13 protein-coding genes are annotated in these 19,691 nt (G+C 57.5%); 1 reads left to right on the forward strand and 12 read right to left on the reverse strand.

The window, feature by feature from the left end:
* Position 1: 1 nt before the first annotated feature.
* The 12 genes from floA to BCV73_RS19200 all read right to left on the reverse strand — a co-directional run bounded on the left by floA (position 2) and on the right by BCV73_RS19200 (position 18,224).
* Complete coding sequence (gene floA / locus BCV73_RS19145; protein WP_076169800.1) at positions 2-1,009, reverse strand: flotillin-like protein FloA; 1,008 nt, start codon at positions 1,007-1,009, stop codon at positions 2-4.
* Positions 1,010-1,105: 96 nt separating this feature from the next.
* Positions 1,106-2,413 carry an NfeD family protein gene (locus BCV73_RS19150; protein ID WP_256993152.1) on the reverse strand — a complete coding sequence of 436 codons (1,308 nt, stop codon included), beginning with the start codon at positions 2,411-2,413 and terminating at the stop codon, positions 1,106-1,108.
* Positions 2,414-2,582: 169 nt separating this feature from the next.
* Positions 2,583-3,026 carry a GatB/YqeY domain-containing protein gene (locus BCV73_RS19155; RefSeq protein ID WP_076169799.1) on the reverse strand — a complete coding sequence of 148 codons (444 nt, stop codon included), beginning with the start codon at positions 3,024-3,026 and terminating at the stop codon, positions 2,583-2,585.
* Between the two features lie 16 nt (positions 3,027-3,042).
* The gene (gene rpsU / locus BCV73_RS19160; RefSeq protein ID WP_005547957.1) at positions 3,043-3,216 is read right to left on the reverse strand and encodes a 30S ribosomal protein S21; all 174 of its coding nucleotides are present in this window, start codon (positions 3,214-3,216) and stop codon (positions 3,043-3,045) included.
* 138 nt (positions 3,217-3,354) lie between these two features.
* On the reverse strand, positions 3,355-3,714 hold the full coding sequence (locus BCV73_RS19165) for a histidine triad nucleotide-binding protein (protein ID WP_076169798.1): 360 nt from the start codon (positions 3,712-3,714) through the stop codon (positions 3,355-3,357).
* A gap of 185 nt (positions 3,715-3,899) precedes the next feature.
* Positions 3,900-4,460 carry a RodZ family helix-turn-helix domain-containing protein gene (locus tag BCV73_RS19170; protein WP_089548214.1) on the reverse strand — a complete coding sequence of 187 codons (561 nt, stop codon included), beginning with the start codon at positions 4,458-4,460 and terminating at the stop codon, positions 3,900-3,902.
* A gap of 100 nt (positions 4,461-4,560) precedes the next feature.
* On the reverse strand, positions 4,561-8,013 hold the full coding sequence (locus tag BCV73_RS19175) for an AAA family ATPase (RefSeq protein WP_089548215.1): 3,453 nt from the start codon (positions 8,011-8,013) through the stop codon (positions 4,561-4,563).
* A gap of 1 nt (position 8,014) precedes the next feature.
* Positions 8,015-9,187, reverse strand: a complete 1,173-nt coding sequence (locus BCV73_RS19180; protein ID WP_089548216.1) for an exonuclease SbcCD subunit D — start codon at positions 9,185-9,187, stop codon at positions 8,015-8,017.
* Positions 9,188-9,534: 347 nt separating this feature from the next.
* Positions 9,535-13,605, reverse strand: coding sequence for a helicase-exonuclease AddAB subunit AddA (addA, locus tag BCV73_RS19185; protein ID WP_089548217.1), 4,071 nt, complete (start codon positions 13,603-13,605; stop codon positions 9,535-9,537).
* Positions 13,586-17,116: a helicase-exonuclease AddAB subunit AddB gene (gene addB / locus BCV73_RS19190; protein ID WP_089548218.1), complete on the reverse strand. Its 3,531-nt coding sequence runs from the start codon at positions 17,114-17,116 to the stop codon at positions 13,586-13,588. Before addB ends, addA begins: the two co-directional genes overlap by 20 nt.
* A 302-nt stretch (positions 17,117-17,418) precedes the next feature.
* Entirely contained in the window at positions 17,419-17,796 is a 378-nt protein-coding gene (locus tag BCV73_RS19195; protein ID WP_089548219.1) for an ArsR/SmtB family transcription factor, read from the reverse strand.
* A 2-nt stretch (positions 17,797-17,798) separates the two neighbouring features.
* Positions 17,799-18,224, reverse strand: coding sequence for an SRPBCC family protein (locus BCV73_RS19200; RefSeq protein ID WP_089548220.1), 426 nt, complete (start codon positions 18,222-18,224; stop codon positions 17,799-17,801).
* A 271-nt stretch (positions 18,225-18,495) separates the two neighbouring features.
* Here BCV73_RS19200 and BCV73_RS19205 point away from each other — a divergent pair, with 271 nt between their 5' ends.
* The gene (locus tag BCV73_RS19205; protein WP_256992906.1) at positions 18,496-19,587 is read left to right on the forward strand and encodes a hypothetical protein; all 1,092 of its coding nucleotides are present in this window, start codon (positions 18,496-18,498) and stop codon (positions 19,585-19,587) included.
* Positions 19,588-19,691 lie beyond the last annotated feature (104 nt).

The following is a 19,691-nucleotide window of genomic DNA, read 5'->3' on the forward strand; positions in this document are numbered from 1 at the left end:
CCTACTTGTTATTTTTCGGACTGCCGCCGCCATCTCCGCTATCCCCCATTTTGCCCAGCGAGCCGCGCATTTGGGTATCGGCTTCAATATTCTTCAGGTTCATGTAATCCATGACGCCAATCTTTCCTGAGCGAAGGGCTTCCGCCATGGCGAGCGGCACTTCGGATTCGGATTCCACAACCCGCGCTCTCATCTCGACGACGCGTGCCTTCATTTCCTGTTCTTGAGCTACCGCCATCGCACGGCGTTCCTCGGCTTTCGCCTGGGCGATCCGCTTATCGGCTTCGGCCTGCTCGGTCTGCAGGTAAGCCCCGATGTTCTTGCCTACATCCACGTCGGCGATATCGATCGACAGAATTTCAAAAGCGGTTCCCGCATCCAGCCCCTTGGCCAATACGGTCCGGGAAATGGAGTCCGGGTTCTCCAGTACGTCCTTGTGCATGTCACTGGAACCGACGGTCGTTACGATCCCTTCCCCTACGCGGGCAATAATCGTTTCTTCACCCGCACCGCCGACGAGACGGTCGATATTGGCACGGACCGTAACCCGGGCCTTAACCTTCACTTCAATCCCGTTCTTCGCAACGGCGGCTACGACCGGAGTCTCAATGACTCTCGGGTTGACGCTCATCTGAACGGCCTGCAGTACGTCGCGGCCAGCCAGGTCGATGGCGGCGGCGCGCGTAAATTCGAGCGGAATGTTGGCGCGCTGGGCCGCAATGAGGGCGTTAACTACCCGGTCCACGTTACCACCGGCCAAATAGTGACTTTCCAGCTGATTGATGTTAAGACCCAGCCCCGCCTTCGTCGCCTTGATGAGCGGATTGACGATCCGGCTCGGCGTGACGCGCCGCAGTCTCATGGCCACCAGCGTAATAATTCCGATCCGGACGCCGGACGCCAAAGCCGAGATCCAGAGCATGACCGGGAAAAAGCTGAAAAATACGCTGAGCACAATAATGATGACAACCGCAATCAGTAATACCGTGATAAGAGAAGTTCCATCCATACTGCCTATCAACCTCCAGGTAATCAATTGGTTTCATGTGACATTCTTTCCAGGTTCTTTACAACATGTTACACGAATCTCGCTAAAAAGCCAGCATTATTCCGGCTTTACGACAATTCTCGCACCTTCGACGCGAACGACCTTGACCGGTGTGCCCGCCGCAACAAACTCTCCGTCCGTTACGACGTCGATCCGCTCGCCTTCCACATCCACGGTACCGGCCGGACGGAGCGGAGTCACGCTAACGCCTGATTTTCCAAGCAAATCCTCCTTCGCATCGGTCGGAACGAAGCCCTGCTCCTTGGTCAGCGATTCTTTCAGGATGAAGCGGTTCCAAATGCCCTTCTCCTTAAATATGATCGCGACGATCACCACGACCACGACGGCCGCCGCAAATGCGATCCCGAGCGAGAACAAGGCGTGCGTCGTATCGTAAGCTGCCCGGACAACGCCCGCAATCAGGCTGACAGCGCCCAGAATACCGAGGATGCCGAAGCTCGGGACAAACATTTCTAGAATCATAAGAATGAGCCCGATAATAAAGAGCAGCCACGTCTCGGATCCTGCGAATCCCGCCACATAGTTACCGAAGAAATACAGTACAAAGGCCACTACGCCTACGATCCCCGGAACGCCAAAGCCAGGTATCATTAGCTCGATGACGACACCGGCGATCCCCAGGAACAGCAAAATGATCATTACGGTTGGATGTGTCAGAAAGGCTGCGACCTTCTCCGCACCGGTATGCTCGACCCGGAAAACGTCATCCGTCGAGTACCCCATCCATTGAATCGCTTCTTCAGGCGTTGATGCGATATGATCGGCATATCCGACCTTCAAAGCCTGTTCGCTCGACAAGGCGATAATATCGCCTTTCTCTTTCTTCTCACCGATCGCCGGCATGTCGACGACCATGTTGATATCCGCCATACCCTCGGCGATTTTGCTGTCCCGTCCGCTGGACTCAGCCGCTGCGCTCATTTTCGACTTCCAGTACGCGACCAGCTTGGCATCATCCACGCGTTTTCCTGTACGGTCCACCATGGCGGCGGCACCGATCATGCTGCCTGGCTTCATGGCGATTTTATCCGCATTCAGCGCGATATAGCTGCCGGCCGAAGCGGCATTGCCTTGAATGTAAGCAAGCGTAGGGATCTTGCTGTCACGGATCATCTGCCCGATTTTGTCGGCGGTATCGACAAGCCCGCCCGGCGTGTTGATCTCGAGCACAACGAGCCCGGCATTCATCTTGGCCGCTTCGTTAAAACCGCGGCGCATGAACTTCTCAAGCCCCGTCTCAATTTCCTGGTCTACCGGTATAATATAGACCGGGCCGCTCTTCTCACCGGTTTCGGCGGATGCCCGCCCGGGAAGCCAATTGCCGGCAACCAAAAATATGAGCATCAGCATCATTACGAGAGACTTAAGCCCCTTTTTGGCCAAATTCACCTTACCCCTCCTTTCCACATTCCCGTTATATTGTCCATCATATGGTAGTTATTACGCATCATAGAAGGGAATCGTTTCAGAAAATGAAAAAACACCCCTGAAATCAGGGGTGTTTCACTTATGTTTATTGCAGAAATTGTTGAACCACTTGGTTCACAAGTTTGCCGTCTGAGCGTCCCTTTACCTTCGGCATGAGCGCGCTCATCACTTTCCCCATGTCGGCTTTCGAAGAAGCACCGGTTTCCTGGATGGTCTGCTGTACAATAACTTTAATTTCTTCTTCGGAAAGCTGTGCGGGAAGATACTGACCGATAATCTCGATTTCTGCTTTTGCATGTTCCGCAAGGTCCTCGCGGTCTGCTTTTTGAAATTCTTGGAGGGCATCTTTGCGCTGTTTGATTTCACGACTGAGGATATCAAGCACTTCGTTGTCATCCAAAGTTCTTTTCAAATCTATTTCAAGATTCTTGATCGTCGAACGAACCATTCGAATCGTGGAGAGTTTGAACTTGTCTTTACTCTTCATCGCCTGCTTCATATCTTCGTTCAATCGTTCGCTAAGATTCATGCTAGTTCAAATCCTCCTAAAACTTTCTCTTACGAGCAGCCTCGGACTTTTTCTTGCGCTTTACGCTTGGCTTTTCATAATGCTTACGTTTCTTCACCTCAGCCAATACGCCATCCTTAGCGATGGAGCGCTTAAAGCGGCGAAGTGCAGCATCAATAGTCTCGTTTTTGCGAACTTTAGTTTCAGACACCAGTTTTCCCTCCCTCCGACCAGACCGTCCAAGAGCAATAACACGGTTCATCAAACTTAATTATAGGTGAAAGAGAAATAGGGTGTCAACCTCAGGGCCTATTTTTTCACCAAAGGCCGGATTTGCCGGGGTACAAGCTTATGCGTGAGAGTCGGAAATTCCGGTCAGGGCGCCCAGTTTGGCCCCTCCGAGCAGGTGATAGTGGATATGGTGGACCGCTTGTCCGCTATCCGGTCCGCAATTGTTGATGAGCCGGTATCCCGACTCATTGACGCCCAGATCCTTGGCGACCTGCTGGGCCACCTGATGCATTTCGGCGATCAGCGGGAGATCCTCCTCCTGAACCTCGTTCATTGAGGCGATATGCTTTTTCGGGATGATCAGCACGTGAACCGGCGCGGCCGGCTGAATGTCACGAAATACCAGGATCCGTTCGTTTTCAAAGACTTTCTGGGAAGGGATGCTCCCTTCAACGATTTTGCAAAACAGGCAATCCATCGGATTGTTGCCTCCTTTAATATGTAAGAGATTTTCTTTTCTTATCATACCGGATATAAAATGACCCGTCCAATGTCCCCGCTGTATCCTACTTAGAAATAGTTCGGCTGGCGCGCCGAATCCAAAAGAAAAGGGACACCGGTTCTCCCGGTATCCCTCTTCAGATTCGTACGTTATATCAGATATTAAAAAAATGGCAGCAGCGACAGCGCCGTCAATCCGGCCAGAGGCAGAATCAAACGGTTAAAGCGGCGTCCGTAGAACGGGTACCCAAAGCCGTAGCCGTATCCAAACGGAGGATAGAACCCTGGGAAAAATGCTCGGTAGTCATATCCCGGGAAACCTCCGCAAGGGTGGTAGCAGCCATGATGGACCGGCATCACCGCTGGCGCCACGTTGGCCGGAGCTACATGAGCCGGAGCCACGTTTGGTGACACGTTAGCAGGCGACACATACGTCGGAGCTACGTTTGCGTTCGGTGACACGTTTGCAGGCGACACATACGTCGGAGCTACGTTCGCGTTCGGCGACACATGTGCAGGTGACACATACGTCGGAGCTACGTTCGCATTCGGCGACACATGTGCAGGCGACACGTTTTCATGGCCGACCGGTACTGCCAGATACAGCTTCTCCTCATCAACACTTTCCACAAATCCGTCATGTACGCTTCCGTCCGCCATTGTCGCGCGGACATAGCGGTACATATGTTTTTTGCATAACTCTATGGCCTCAAACTTTTCCATTGCCCTTCACAGCCTCCCAATTTCAGAAGATTTACATCAACATCGTATTCAAGGCTGGGCGAATGGCTACTGTCTTTTTCAAAAAATTATGGATGATGGCCTACAGCGTTTCAGGAACGATCCGCGAGCCGCCTCCGGCCTGCTCGGCAGGCATCACGATCAGCTTGCGCGGAAGACGGGCCCGCAGCTCGGGCACATGGCTGATGATGCCGACCGACAAATGATCGTTATGCAGCTTCTCCAAAGAAGTGATTACCGTATCGAGCAGCTCGGGATCCAGCGTCCCGAAACCTTCGTCAAGGAAGAAAAACTGCAAAGGATATTGGCCCCGGAGCTGAATTTGCGCAGACAGGGCCAGCGCAAGGGACAGGGAGGTCAAGAAGGTCTCGCCTCCGGACAGGGTAGACACCGGACGGCGCACCCCGCCGTTGGCGTCATCCCGAATCAGGAAGCCTCCCCCGGAATCGACCTCCAGCGCATAGCGCTGCTTGGTCAAGAAGCGCAGACGCTGCGAAGCAGCCTGGCTGACCTGCATCAGCTGCTCCTCGGCAATGTATTCGACGAAGGCATTGCCCCGGAGACAGGACTGCAGCTTGGAGAGCTTCTCGGCTTCCTGCTGCCGCTGCTTGCGTACTAGCTCCAGCTGCGACCAGCGGACATGACGCTTCTCCACGTCGTCCAGGTCTCGCTCCGCCCTTGCCCGCTGCTGAAGCGCCGTCTCATCGCGCTCCCGGCAGGCAGCCAGCTCCGCGGAGATCCGCTGCCACTCTTCTTCGGTCACGCCGCGGCCGTCCAGCTGCTCTGCCAAATGGCGGAGCTGCACCTTAATCTCCTGCTCCCGTTCGCGGTGCAGCCGGACCCGCTCCGCGCTGTGCACTTCTTCGTCAGGCGGCATGCAGGCGTCTGCCACTTCCTCCGACGTGGCGAACGGAGAAGCCGCCAACTGCTCGTCCCAGCGGGCCTGCGCTTTTCGGCAGTGCTCCTCCGCGGATTCCGCCGCCTGGGCTGCCATCGCCGCCGCTTTGGCTGCTTCATGCTTAAGCTGCTCGGCTGCCTGACGCTTCTCTTTGGAGCGCGCCGCAGCTTCCCGAAGGGAGAGCAGGCGCTGCTTGCAGCCTTCCAGCAGCCGGTCGGCGGACTCGCTGCCGACCCAGGCCTGAAGGCGCCGCTCCTTCTCGGCCAGCAAATCCTGCTTGCCCTGCAGCTGGGCATCCCATTGAATGAGCGACTTGTCGAGATCGTTGATCTGCCGCTCCAGCGATTGGACCGAGGCCGTTTTCTCCTCGATAAAAGGGATGCTGATCTGCAGCCGCTCGCGGATCTCTTCGGCCTGCGCATCCTTCTGCTGGATTTCCGCGGACAAACGGTCCGCCTGCTCCGGCTGAAGGTCCGGAAGCTCCCGGCGCCACTCCTCCTGAAGCCTTAGGTATTCCCGCTTCTCCGTTTCAAATCGGTCGCCCAGCTTGGTGAACGTTTCCCGAAGCGACTCGATTTCAGCCGTCCGCTTCACCTGCAGCGCGCTCAGCGCTTCCCCCCGCTCCTTCAGCGCGGCATGCTCGCGCTGAAGCTGTCTCGTGGAGGATGCCAACGCTTCGGCGTCCTCCTCCATTTTCCGGATCCGGGATTCCCACGCGGGCCTGGAAAATGACTCCACTTGCTCCGGATCCGAGACCAGTTCGAGAGCAGCGGCCGCTTCGCCTGCGCCTTCCAGCGGGCCAGAACCGGCCTTGAAGGGAGCCCCTGCCCCCACCTGGACCCCGGGCTCGTACGATTCCAGCAAGCTCCGGGTCTCATGTACAAGCTGGCGCCCGCTCAGCCGCAGCTCCTGCAGCTGCTGGCGGAGAAGCCGCAGCAGTTCCAGCAGACCGTCATCCGCAACAGGCGCATCCTGATCCGGAGATACCGGTGCCGGATGATGGGATGAACCGCATACCGGACACGGTTCTCCCGGGCGCAGCTCGGCGGCCAGCGCCAGCGAAAGCGCGTGGAGCTCCCGCTCTTTGGAGGAAGAACGGACCAGCGCCTCTTCCTGGTCGAGGCGGGACAACGCCGCCTCCATCCGGCTGTCATGGCCCAGAACCTGCTCCATATGGGCCGAAACCGCGAGCGCGAACCGCTTCTGCTCCTGCAAATGCTGCTCCCGCTCCTGCGCAGCCTGCTGCAACAGCGCTTCGGCTCTGCTTTGCTTCTCGCTATGCTCTTTAAATTCATCCTCAGCGCTCCGCAGCCGCTGCTCGCTTGCTCCCAGCTGCTGAACGTGCCGCATCGCCTTATGCAGCCGTTCACGGTCCTTCGCTTTCACTTCCAGCCCCTTCAGGCTTTCCTGCAGCTCGGACTGCCGCTTGAGCCCTTTGGCAAGCAGCTCCTGCTCCTTGGCCAGAGCTTCAGTCCGTTCCTTGCTTTCATGGGCCGTCTTTGACCGCTGCTCAGCCAGCTGCTGCAGCACAGTCTTCAGCTCGTCCCGCTCCCGCTGCAGCAGTACCGCCTGCTCCAGCTGCTCCTGGCGCTGCAGCAGCTTCGGCTCCTCAGCGGCAAGCTCCCGGTGCGACGCATCATCGGCGGCAGCGGCCTCCCGGGCCGCCGTATCCGCGGCCGCAGCCTTCGTCTGAAGCTGCTCCGCCTCCCGGGTGCGGTTGTCCCATTCCTGCCTGCTGTCCGTCCACTGCGTATACAAAGGCATGATTGCCCGGGCCGCAGCAGACTGTCCCAGCCGGCGCTCCAGCCGGACAATCGCTTCTTCTTCGGCGGACAGCCGTTGGAGCTCCTGTTCACGCCGCTCCTTCTCCAGCTGCATCTCCCTGAATTTGCCGGTCTTCTCGGCCTCCTCGGTCATTTGCCGCAGCTTCAGCCGCGAGGCCTCTGCCTCCAAGGCGGCTTCCTTGAGTCTGTTCCTCGCTTCGTCCACCGCTTCCGCGCCTGCGCTGCCGAGGCCTTGCTGCTCCGCCTCCACTTCCTTCAGCGCAGCATCGTTGTCCTTCACCCGCCGGCTGAGCTTCTGCGCGAGCAGGTCGCCGTATTTTTCCAAATGGAACAGGCGCTGCAGCATCTGCCTGCGCTCACTGCCCTTCAGCGACAGAAACTCGGCGAACTTCCCCTGGGGAAGGACGACGGCCCGCGTAAAGTCTTCCATTTTCAGACCGATTTTGTCTTCCACGCAGCGGGTGACTTCAGCCAGCTTGTCTGCCATAACCGTTTCACCTTCCGCGGTGACCTCGATAAACCGGCTAACCGTATTGCTGACTGAGAGCTCGTTGGTTCTTTTAAAACGGCGCTCCACTCTGTACCGCTTCGGTCCGTCCGCGGAACTGAGTTCAAAGGTAAAGGAGACGTACAGTGCATCTTCCGAATGGTTCATGATGCCCTGCGTGCCGTTCACCGCACGTTCGACTTTGCCGTACAGAGCCAGGGTCATCGCGTCCAGAAGCGTCGATTTGCCGCTGCCCGTCGGTCCAAAAATACCGAACAGCCCCATCTGGCACAGCTCGTCAAAATCGATCTGCTGCATTTCGCGATAGCTCTGCAGACCCGACAACTTCAGTGTGATCGGCTTCATGTTACACTTCCTCCTTTACCTCTGCGTCTTCCGAAGTGAGCGCAAGGAACAATTCAACGAGCGCATCATCCGGCTCGGCTCCTCCGGTCTGGCGCTGGTAGAACTTCCGGAACAGCTCAGGCACCGGCAGGCTCGACCGGCTGTACTCCACCTCGACCTGTTCCATCTCAGGATACACGGGACGGATATGTACGAACCCTTCGTGACTTTTGCGCAGCCTGTGAATATCCCCAAGAGACATTGCTTCGGTCAGCGAAATCTCCAGATCGATAAAACCGTTCGCATCCCTGCCTTCATCCAGCCAGCGATGAACTTCCTCCAGTCCACCCTTTGCTTTCCACCGGATTAACGGCCGGCCGCAGGACAAATAAACCTCCTCCATTACGGGCTGCTGCCCCGGGGCCACATCGATGATGGAAACGGACTTCGCTTGACCGGCCTCGGAAAAGCTGTAGGCGAGCGGGGACCCGCTGTAGCGGATCATTCCATCACCCTTGACCGCCTGAGGCCGGTGCAGGTGGCCAAGCGCCGTATACTGGGCTCCAACCGCAAGCGCCGATGGGTCCACCGTATACGCGCCTCCGACCTGTATCGGCCGTTCCGAGTCGCTTTCCACGCCGCCAAGCACGTAAATGTGGCTCATGGCCAAATTGACGGTCTCGGGCGTAAAGCTTGACGCCAATTTCCGCATCAGCATGCCTACGCGGGCGCTGTATGCGCGGCGGAGCTCCTCTTCGTCGCCTTCGGCGGCGAGCAGCTCATTTAAGCGGGCTTCGGACGGATAAGGGAGCGCCGCAATCTTGGCGATCTCCCCGGTCCGGACCGCTTGAACCGTGACGGCTTCGGCCACGGGAAGCCCGACCAGCGTGATCCCTTGCCGGGCGACCAGCGGCGTTACCGACGAAACCCGCTCGGGCTGATCATGATTGCCCGCAATGACCACGAGCGGCGTCCCTCCTTCCGTCAGCCGGGCCGCCGCCTCATAAAACAGCTGTTCCGCTGCCGCCGGCGGATTGACCGAATCATAGACATCCCCGGCCATCATGACCACATCAATCTTCTGATCGTGTACGATCCGGACCAGTTCCTCAACGAAATCTTCCTGCTCTTTCATCCGGCTCCGGCCCTCGAGCGTCCGTCCAAAGTGCCAGTCACCCGTGTGAAGTATGCGCATCCTGCTTCTCCCTCCTGAACTTGCTTTCGCGCAAGCCGTGAACCCAGACGGATTCATGCCGTGTATGGGTCACACCTAAAAATGAAAACACTCAGCCAACGATCCATTCCTAAACCCGATCGCGTCTAAGAATACAATCGAATTCTATTAAACTATTGATTCCATTAAACTATCGACTACTATCGACTCTATTAAATATCGATTCTAAAAAACGATCAAACTGCCATTTTAAAAAACGATCAGATCAAGAAATCTATCAACCGAAGAAACCTGTCCAATCGAAAATACTACCAAATCAAAAAGCACATGTCTTATTTAATTTAAATATATGAGCTTTGAACACTCCACTACAGCAACACGGACTGCTTAGCATCCACAAAGTACAGCCATTTCTCCTGGACCGCCTCACCTAATATATCTTCCAGCGCCCGGGCATACAGTTCCAGCTGGAACCGATAGCTCTCCGCCAGAGCGGCTATTCCGCCGCGGTGTTCCAGCACCCGGTCGGTTTTATAGTCGACGATGACATATTTACCGTCCTGACGGAACAGACAGTCGACGATCCCCTGAATGAGCACCACTTCGTCCGAAGCCTGGGTTTCTGCATCCGTTGCCTTCATCGGTATGATGTTCCCCTCGTTAAAACGCTCGGTCGCAAGCAGCGCTTGGTGCGCCTCATGAGCCGGAAGACCGTAGCTGAAAGGCATTTCCCTCGACACCCACTCCGCCGACTGCAGTCTCTTGCCGATGTCGCTGTCAAAAAAGGAGGCGATTTGCTCCGGCTCCACGATCTCCGCCTGCGAGCTTGTAAGGATCGACAGGTCGACCAATCGCTGCAGCGTGGCTTCAACGACCCGCAAATCTACCAATCCCGCATCCAGAGGGATGTGCTGCATGACGGTATGGTACACCGTTCCCCGTTCCGTAGGACTCATCCGGCTCTGCTCCATAAATTTGGGCCGGCGCAGGGCAAGCGTACCTGTCTGCTGGGAGGCAGGCAAACTGTGCTCCCGCCGAACCCGGGTCTCCTCGACCCAGTCCAGCGTGGGCCCGTCCTGCAGGGCAAGCAGCCTTTTCATTTCGGTCACGGACGTTTTGGCCGAGAGCCGGCTGGCGGCAGCATGCGGATACTGCCAGTTCAGCCGGGCGGATATTTGGTCAGGTGACAAGAAAGAACCTCCATCCGGCACATCGCTGCCCGGGAATATCGTCTCTCTGCGAAGAAGCGAATTCAGCTTGCGCCGGCGCTCCGGCGTCGATTCTTCCGCTATCTCCCAGCCCCCAAGCGCCGCCAGCGTGAGATCCTCTGGGGAGAGGATCGAAATGCGCCAATCCGCCGGATCGCTCTCCAGCGCGGAGGCTGTCTCGCCTTCCAAACCGCCGAGCTCGCGCAGCTTGGCGGCCGCCGGGTGGCGGATCAGCGCAGGCCCGACCCAGTCGAGGTAGCTTCTGCCCCTTGCCAAGAGGTAATCGGGGAGCATCAGCTCCGGCCGGCTCTGCACCTGGGCCCAGGAGGACACCTTTTTCTCCAGATCCTTCACCGTCCCGATCAAGATCATCTTTTCTTTCGGCCGGGTCAGGCCGACGTAGAGCACACGCATTTCCTCGGCAAGCAGCTCAAGCTGGGATCGGCGGCGGATGGCCAGGTTCGGGAGCGTCGGATAGCTGACCCTCTTCTCGGTATCCACAAATTTCGGTCCGAAGCCAAGCTCTTTATGCATCAGGAACGATGCGTTCAAATCCTGCTGGTTGAACATTTTGGACATGCCTGCCAAAAACACGACCGGAAATTCGAGGCCCTTACTCTTATGGATTGTCATAATCCGCACTGCGTTGTCCCGGCTTTCAGCCGTGCCTGGTCCGCCCAAATCTGATCCGTTGTCACGCAGTCTGGAAATAAACGTCAAAAAGCGGAACAGTCCGCGGGAAGATGTCGTCTGTTCAAACTGGACCGCCCGGTCGTGCAGCGCCTTCAGATTGTCCTGCCGCTGCATTCCTCCGGGAAGGCCGCCTACCCAATCCAAATATCCCGTTTCCCGGTACAGCAGCCAGATCAGATCCCCCAGGCCGCCTTGACGGGCAATATTTCGCCAGCGTTCCAGCGAAGCCAGGAACCCTGCCAGCTTCCGCTGCAGTTCTGGAGAGAGGCTGAATTCCTCATCCACTGCTTCCGTTTGTTCCGCCCACTCCAGGGCGGCGGCACTTTCAGCGTATGCAGGGAGCATCCCTTCCTCGTCCGGAATCGAAATTGAATCTCCAGGCTCCGCAGACGCGGGAACCGTCCCTCCTGCAGCCGCCATGACGGCCTCATAGAACGTCCCCTTCCCGCATAACCGGACCTGTGCCAGATCTTCTTCGGTCAGGCCGACGATCGGCGAGCGCAGCACGCCTGCAAGCGGAATGTCCTGCCGGGGGTTATCGATAATCTGGAGCAGGGACAGCATAATTTCCACTTCGGTCGCCTGGAAATACCCCTGATTCTGCTCCCCGTCGGCAGGGATGCCGAGCTGGCGCAGCTCCTCCATGATCAGCGGCCCCCAAATATAGGCGGACCGAAGCAGGATGACCATGTCGCCGTAACGGACAGGCCGCATCGCTTTGGTCTCCTTGTCGAACACCTGCATCGGCCTAGGCGATGTGTCACCCAAGATAGCGCGTATTTTTTTGGCAATCGCTCTGGCCTCAAGCTGAGCCGTCTCCATTTCGGCGGCCTCGCTCTCCTGGATCAGACCTCCGTTGTCGCTGTCCTGAGGCTCTTCCTCAGACGCCTCCCCGCCTCTGGCCTTGTCAATCAGCACCAGCTCCGGCACGTACGGAGACGGCCCTGAAGCCCCTTCAGGCTGGGCTTCCGGATAAGAAGCTCCGTAAACGAGCTCCGCCCGCTCATCGTAGCTGATCTCCGCCACCGTCTCATTCATCAGCTGGCGGAACACCATGTTCACGGCATGCACCACTTCCAGCCGGCTGCGGAAGTTACGGGCAAGGTCGATACGGATGCCGCCGCCCTCGGCGGAAGCATACCTGCGGTACTTGTCCAAGAACAGGCTAGGCTCCGCCAGACGGAAGCGGTAGATGCTCTGCTTGACGTCGCCGACCATGAACCGGTTCCCCGGCAGCTCGCGCGAAATCAGCTTGACGATATCTTCCTGCACGCTGTTGGTGTCCTGATACTCGTCCAGCAGCACCTCGTCGAACTGTTCCTGATATTCCATGGCTGCGTCCGAAGGGAGCGGCTGACCCGGCACCGAATCCGGGTGGCGCAAAATTTGCAGGCAGTAGTGCTCCAGATCGCTGAAATCCACCGCGTTTCTTCTCTGCTTTTCATGAAGATAGCGGTCGCCGAACTCAATGACGAGCTCCGCCAGCTCCTTCATGAGCGGCGCCGCCCGGTGCAGCTCGGCCAGAAAGGCATCGGCCGGCCGGCCAAACAACGCCCCTTTCAGATCCTGCACCGTTTTCTTGACCGCTTCCCGCAGCTCCTTGACCCTCTCCTGCAGTGCCGGGTCGGTCTCCTCCTTGCGGCAGCTCTTCAGCTTGCTGAACGAAACTGTCTGAAAGCGTTCGAACAGCTCGTCCCACGGACGGTTGTCCAGCGCATCCCTGAGCGACTGGACTACCTCCAGATCGGCGTTCAGGTTATCCAGATAGGGCCCCGGTCCTCCGGGCAGCAGTGTCAGACGCCGGGCCTGCTCCAGCAGTCCTTCGGCCCCGGCAAGCGCCAGCCTCGCATCCTGAAGGATGCTTTTGACCCACTGGCTTTCGCCCAGACTTGCCGTATCCGGCAGCAAAAAGGACTCGGCCATATCCCGCAGCCACTGATCGGGCCAGGAGTGGCTGCGTGAGAAATCATAAAGCCTCTGTACCAAATGGTGGACGGCATCGTCCGTACGCTCACCGCTGAACCAATCCACCAGCGCGATAAAATCGCTGTCCTCCGGCTGCTCCCCGTATTTCTCCTCGAACAACTCCTCCAGGATTTCCTGGCGCATAAGCTCGGCTTCATTCTCGTTCAGGATCCGGAACCCCGGATCAATCGGAATCATCTGATAGTACCTGCGGATCACTTCAAGACAGAAGGAGTGAAGCGTCGTGATGGAAGCACGCCCGAGCAGGGACAGCTGCCGCCGGAGATGGGTATTCTCCGGATCCTTCTCCAGCTGCCGATCCAGCGCGTCGCGGATGCGCTCACGCATCTCGGCCGCAGCCGCCTTAGTGAACGTGGCGACAAGCAGCCGGTCCACGCTGAAGCCCTGCTCCTCATTCAAAATTTTCCGGATGATCCGTTCGACCAGTACGGCCGTTTTCCCTGAGCCTGCCGCCGCCGCGACCAGAATGTGATCGCCGTGAAGCGAAATCGCCTTCCACTGATCGTCGCTCCACATGCTGCCTGCCGGCTTTTCAATTTCGATCATGCGCATCTCCTCCTTGGCGGCTGGACATCATTTCCCATACCTGCGATTTATTTGGCTTGCCGAGCAAATGGTAATGGTTGCCCTCGACATTTTCGTCAAACTGGCACACCGGCTTAAACGGACAGAACGTGCATGCCGTCTCCTGCTGGATGCGGTAAGGCTCGATGTCCACGTCCCCTTCAGTAATTCTCGTTCCGATCCGGGTGATATTGTCCCTAACGGAAGACAGCAGCGTATCCCACTGATCCGGCGTAGCGACCGATGCGGAGCTGTAGAAGCTTCCGTCCGATTTGACGGCAACCGGAAGGATGGATGAATGGCCTTTGTCCAGAGATGCGTCCATTTTGGATATGACGTCGCGGTCGGCCAGCAGCAGCCCCTTCATTTTAAACCGTTTGAGCAGCTCTTCCGCCGCCTGCTCCATCGTCAGCCCGTTGCTCGACTGCAGGATCGGATCATGCACGTGAAAATACAGCGTTCCCGCCGGCAGCGCCTTGCTGCCCAGCCAGTGCTCCGCATAGGTCAACAGCACGTCCAGATAGGTCAGCATCTGCAGGGACAAGCCGTAGTACACCTCATGAAGCCGCAGGTCCTTCTGTCCGGACTTATAATCGATTACGCGCAGCAGCAGTCCGTTTTCGCCTTGGGCCATATCCACCCGGTCGATTCGCCCGATGACCTCCATCACCGTTCCGTTCTCAAGGGAGAAGGTCAGCGGAGGCAGCGGTTTACCGGGGCCAAAATCCAGCTCCAGGCCGACCGGCTCAAAGCTACCCCGCCGTGCCTGCTCGCCCAGAATGACGGAGGCGCGGCTGACGATATTTTTGAGCTTGCGCGAAATGTAGCCGTAGCGCTTGCTGCTCATCAAAATTTCTCCCTGCAGCATCGGAGCGAGGCGCTCTACCGTTGTTTCCGCTTCGCGCCGGCACTCTTCGGCCGTCAGGCTTCCCCAGCTCCGTTTCTGTTCCTGCAGCCGCAGCGCCATTTGGGTCAGCGCCGCGTGGAACAGCTGGCCGATATCCGGCGCCTGCAGGCGGTACAGCTGCCGTTCGCGCAGCTTCAGCCCGTGTGAAGCAAAGTGCGAAAACGGGCAGGCCACGAACCGCTCCATGCGGGATACGCTCGTCCGGATTTTGGCACCGTACAGCCTGCGGCTGGTCTGCGGCTCCAGCTGGCGGGTATCGTTGCGGTAAAACAGCGACCGCAGCAGCATATCCAGCGGTCCCTTCCATTCCCGTTCCCGGATATACCAGTTGTACACATCCCACCACAGCTGCGGAATTTCCGCGCCCTGCTTCCATTTGCGCAGCTGAATGATCAAATGGCTGAGGCTCTGGCGGGGGTGGGACAAATACGCAAGCAGCTCTTCTTCCCGCTGCTCTGCCGATGGCTGCGCCGACAGGCGGCGAACCGGCAGACCCGGGAACATTTTACGGACATGCCTCACTACTTCAGACGGCAGCAGCTCCTTGCCCTCATCGTCTGCGGCCGGATAGCTGACCCATACATGCCTGCTGGCCGAGGTCAAGGCGTTGTAAATCAGGAACCGTTCGTCGAGCAGCTTGCGCGAAATGCCAGGCGCCAGCTCCATTCCGGTTTGCGACAGCAGGGAGCGCTCCTGTTCGGTCAGCACCCCGTCATCCTGAAACACAGCCGGGATGACTCCATCGTTGACGCCAAGCAGAAACGCGTACTTTACGCCGCCCGTCCGCGTCCGGTCCATATTGCCGACCAGCACCTGATCGAGCGCAGGCGGAACGAGGCCCAGCTTCAGTTCGCTCAGCCCCGTTTCCAGAATGCCGGCAAACAGCTCGAAGGCCATCTTCTCCGTACCCATCATTTCCACAATCTGATCCAGCAGCTCCAGGACCGCATCCCACAGCTGGCGGTGTTCCCTCGCCGCCTCCGGACGCCCGGACTCCAGCGCTTCGCGGCTCCACAGGTCCAGCTTCTCGGGAATGTCGGCTTCCTCAAGCAGACGGAAGACCGCTGTACTGAGCTCCTCGGCGCTGCCCGCCTTCTTCACCCGCTTGCCAAATGCCAATAGCGGCTCGCTGACCACCCTCCGACAGTGCTCCATCAGGCTGAGAAGCTGCTCTCCGGATCTGCGTCGCTCTCCGCCGTTTTCCTCCAGGGACAGGCTCGGAACGGCTTTCCACGGGCGGCCGTCCGTCCAGCGGTATCCCTGAATTCCGCAGGCGAGGGCGTAGTTCTCGAGCACGTCCATCTCCTCCCGCCCCAGCGACCCGTCCAGCGGAAGCAGCAGGTCGCTCTTGATGCAGCGGAATACGTCCTCATGCCGCCAGTTCCGGCGCACGACATCCAGTGCGGAACGAATAAACTCCACCAGCGGATGGTGCAGCTCGCTTCGCTTCTGGTCGAGAAAGAACGGAATGCCGTAGTCCCGGAACAGGGGCTCCACCAAATGCTCGTAATCGCCCAAATTACGGACGAACACGGCCATTTCGCGGTATCTCGCCCCTTCCTCCCTGGCCAGGCGCAGCATCTCCCTCAAAGCCCCTTCCACTTCGGTGCGCCGATTCTCGGCGGCATAGAGGGAAATCCCTTCGATTTCCTGAACCTGCTCTTTCTCCTGCCCCTTCCAGGGAATCCGCCGGTCATAACCGCGCTCTAAATGAGCAAGCCGCGGGCTGAGGCGGAATTTGGGCAGGTCCGATGCCGGCAGTATCGAATCGTTCGTTTCGATGCCCAGCTCATCGGCCATTCCTCTCAGCTTGATGTAAGTCGTGGCGGTCGGGTGAAACAGGTCCAGCTCATGCGGCTGCATGCTGCCGTGGTACGGCTTGTCCAGCGTGAGCGCAATGGTGACCGATGACGCATGGGCCATCAGCTCGCGAACAACCCCGTATTCCTGCGGAGTCATCCCGTGGAAGCCGTCGATCCATACGTCCGCACCTTTGACATACGACGAGCTGCGAATCCCTTCAGCCAAAGTGACGAGCGTATCTTCATCATCTATATAAAGCGGTGATATTTCCTGTTCAAAGTCGCGGTACACCGTCCATAAATCCTCCAGCTTATAGCGCAGGATCGGCGCGGCCGCCTTCTGCTCCGTCAGCTGGGTCAAATGCTCTTCCAGCACGGCGGAATCTACGCAGTACCGCTTGAGCTCGGTATACAGCTCGTTCAGCTTGCCTATGAAACCCAGCTGGTCACCGGAGGCACCGAACAGCTTCAGCTCCTCTTTGCGGCGCTGAATGATTTTGTACAGCAGCATTTTTTTGCCTTCTTCGCTGATGCCGACTCTCGCCGACCCGCCGGTCTCCTGCATCACCCGGTACGCCAGGCGCCGGAAGCTGAGAACCTGCGCACGGACGCTGCCTTTGACAGCGCCCGACGATACCAGGCTGTGCTCCGCCTGGAATGAGCCCTGCTCGGGAACGAGCAGGATCAGCGGGCTGCCCTTAGGCTCTGTTTGCAGCCGGGACGTAATCTCGCTTAGGATCGCCGTCGTCTTGCCGCTACCGGATCGTCCGATCAGAAAATGAACCGACATGGTGTTGCCTCCTTCGTATGTAAACCTCGAAAACTATTAAATATAAGTATAACACAACCTTTTTTGAAAAGAACGTATGTTTGCGGAACTGTAAAAAGGAGGCACTTGCCGTTTTTTGCAATTATCCGATACGCTCAACCCGAAAGGACGCCGTTTCCCGGCATGCCAAACAGCGGTACAGAAGGATGTGATCCTCTTGTACCGCTGTCTCTTGTTTCGCTTGATTTTTACGAATGCTAGTTTCCAGCCTCCCGGCCATCATGCAGGGATCATGGTTCAGTATAGAGCGATTGAATCACCGGCTAATCTTGTTCCTTCTCCTTATCCACAAGGGTCAGCGGAGCAGGGAAGCGTTCGGAACCATCCGACTCCACGAAGTGCTGCAGGGCTGCCATCTTGTTCTCCCAGAAGCGTTCAAAATAGGAGTACCAATCCTTGAGCTCCTGCAAAGGCCCCGGGTCCAGCCGGTACCTCGTCTCGCGGCCGACCTTCCTTTCCTTCACCAGCCCTGCCTCCGACAGAATCCGCAGATGCTTGGAAACCGCCGTCCGGCTCATCGGAAAATGGCTGCTGAGAACCGTTACGGGCATCTCCTGAACGGACAGCAGCTTCAGCAGCTGGCGCCGGGTAGGATCGGCCACGGCCTGAAACACGTCGTGCTTGGACGCAGTCGCCGTCATGCTTACGCCTCGACGTATCTGCCCAGCTTCTGGTGGAGTCCGGCCCAGCCTTGGTCCATCGTCTCGCGCACAATCGTGTGCGGCTGGTTGAACTCGGTCACTTGGTCCGCGCTCCAGCCGGAGTGGATGAGCGTCACTTCCGTTTTGCCGTCCAGCTCCTTCAGCTCGAAAGCAAGCGTCCAGTCCTTGCCCCAGCGGAACGCCAGCCGGTGCGGCGGATCCACTTCGGTCACCTTGCACGGCGACATGCCGTACGGACCGGCATTAATGTGAAATTCGTGGCCTACGACGGGCTGCATGTCATTGGGCATGAACCAGGCGGACAGCCCTTCGGGAGTCGCCACCGCCTCCCACACTTTCTGGATCGGAGCCTGGAATACGCCGGTGTGGCGAATATCAGGCAAAGCATTGTTTGTTGAGTTTTCCATGTATAAGTACCTCCATATGCAGTCAATCAACCCGGTTTACATTCGAATGCGAAACCATTTGGTTTCACATGAATTATACGAAACCTTTTGGTTTCATGTCAACCCCTTGTCCTTCTGCGGGCCGTATGCCGGAATCCAACGAAAAAAGGAGCCTTTCGGCTCCTTATATTGCTATTATAGCTCATATTTCCAAAAACAAACAGTCTACCATTTTTCACCTGACATTCTATAATGAGGACGTTCCCACTTTAAGGCAAAGGGAGGAAATACGGTGGATATCAAGGATTTTTCAAGCTCGTCTGAAAATCAGCCCGGAACGGTCGGTTCAGCAAGAGCCGCTGCAGCGGACTGGGTGATGCACCAAGCCTCAAAGGAAAAAGGATTTATGGGCGCTTATTTTACGGGTTCCACGATCGGAATGCCGGAAGATGCCCCGATGTCTCCAAGCTCCGATATCGACGTGATGGTCGTGTCCGAACTGGCGGAGCCGCCGTTAAAACCGGGTAAGTTCATATATCGGAATACCCTGATCGAAGGCTCTTACATCTCCCTATCCGAGCTGTCCTCGGTGCAAAAGGTGCTCGTCTCACACCATCTGGCAGGCCCGTTCCGGGTGAATACGATCATCTCCGATCCCCATGGCCATTTGCATCGCCTGTATTCAGAAGTATCCCGGCATTTTGCCGATGAGGTCTGGGTGCGGCAGCGGTGCGAAAACGTCCTGCAGCAAATCAAGCGTTCTCTGCTCGGCCTCGACTTGTCCCTGCCCCTGCATGACTTGTTCACATCCTGGCTCTTCCCTACGGGCATCACCACGCATGTGCTGCTGCTCGCCGCCCTGAAAAACCCGACGGTGCGGCTCCGTTATGCAGCCGTCCGCGGCGTATTGAAAGATTATAGCCTAAGCTCGCTGTACCTCGAGCTGCTTCGCCATCTCGGCTGTGCCGATTTGGAGCCGGAGCGGGCGATGCAGCATGTCAGGTCGCTCGAGCGGACCTTCGACACCGCGGCTGCGGTCGCCAAAACGCCCTTTTTCTTCAGCAGCGATATTTCCCCGGTTTCCCGCCCGATCGCCATCGACGGGAGCATAACGTTAATTGAACAAGGACTCCACCGCGAGGCGGTGTTTTGGATGGGCGCCACCTTCGCGCGCTGCCACAAAATTCTCGCCGCAGACAGCGATCCGAAAGTGCAAAAGGAGCTTGCCCCCGGTCTGGAAGCATTTCTGGCCGATCTCGGCTTTCACACCGTCCAGGACTTCAGCACGCGTGCCGCTGCGGTCATCGACTTTTTGCCGGAGGTATGGCGCGCGGCGGAAACCATCATGGCGTCCAACCCTGAAATTACCGGCCGTTCCACGTGATCTCCTAGCAGCCTGTTCGGACTTCCCTTCCTTTCAATGATTTTTCAGTCTATTTAATGTGTACCAAAATGTAAATAATGGTTTTTGCCCTCAATCCAGCCTTT

It is taken from the genome of Paenibacillus sp. SSG-1 (genome assembly GCF_002224835.1).
Taxonomy (GTDB): domain Bacteria; phylum Bacillota; class Bacilli; order Paenibacillales; family Paenibacillaceae; genus Paenibacillus_AQ; species Paenibacillus_AQ favisporus.

Bases quoted from the DNA above. Each gene is read 5' to 3' on its own strand.
- BCV73_RS19180 (WP_089548216.1), bottom strand. From the start codon at position 9,187: ATGCGCATACTTCACACGGGTGACTGGCACTTTGGACGGACGCTCGAG.
- addA (WP_089548217.1), bottom strand. From the start codon at position 13,605: ATGCGCATGATCGAAATTGAAAAGCCGGCAGGCAGCATGTGGAGCGAC.
- floA (WP_076169800.1), bottom strand. From the start codon at position 1,009: ATGGATGGAACTTCTCTTATCACGGTATTACTGATTGCGGTTGTCATC.
- BCV73_RS19150 (WP_256993152.1), bottom strand. From the start codon at position 2,413: ATGCTCATATTTTTGGTTGCCGGCAATTGGCTTCCCGGGCGGGCATCC.
- BCV73_RS19165 (WP_076169798.1), bottom strand. From the start codon at position 3,714: ATGGATTGCCTGTTTTGCAAAATCGTTGAAGGGAGCATCCCTTCCCAG.
- BCV73_RS19195 (WP_089548219.1), bottom strand. From the start codon at position 17,796: ATGACGGCGACTGCGTCCAAGCACGACGTGTTTCAGGCCGTGGCCGAT.
- BCV73_RS19200 (WP_089548220.1), bottom strand. From the start codon at position 18,224: ATGGAAAACTCAACAAACAATGCTTTGCCTGATATTCGCCACACCGGC.
- BCV73_RS19175 (WP_089548215.1), bottom strand. From the start codon at position 8,013: ATGAAGCCGATCACACTGAAGTTGTCGGGTCTGCAGAGCTATCGCGAA.
- BCV73_RS19170 (WP_089548214.1), bottom strand. From the start codon at position 4,460: ATGGAAAAGTTTGAGGCCATAGAGTTATGCAAAAAACATATGTACCGC.
- addB (WP_089548218.1), bottom strand. From the start codon at position 17,116: ATGTCGGTTCATTTTCTGATCGGACGATCCGGTAGCGGCAAGACGACG.
- BCV73_RS19155 (WP_076169799.1), bottom strand. From the start codon at position 3,026: ATGAATCTTAGCGAACGATTGAACGAAGATATGAAGCAGGCGATGAAG.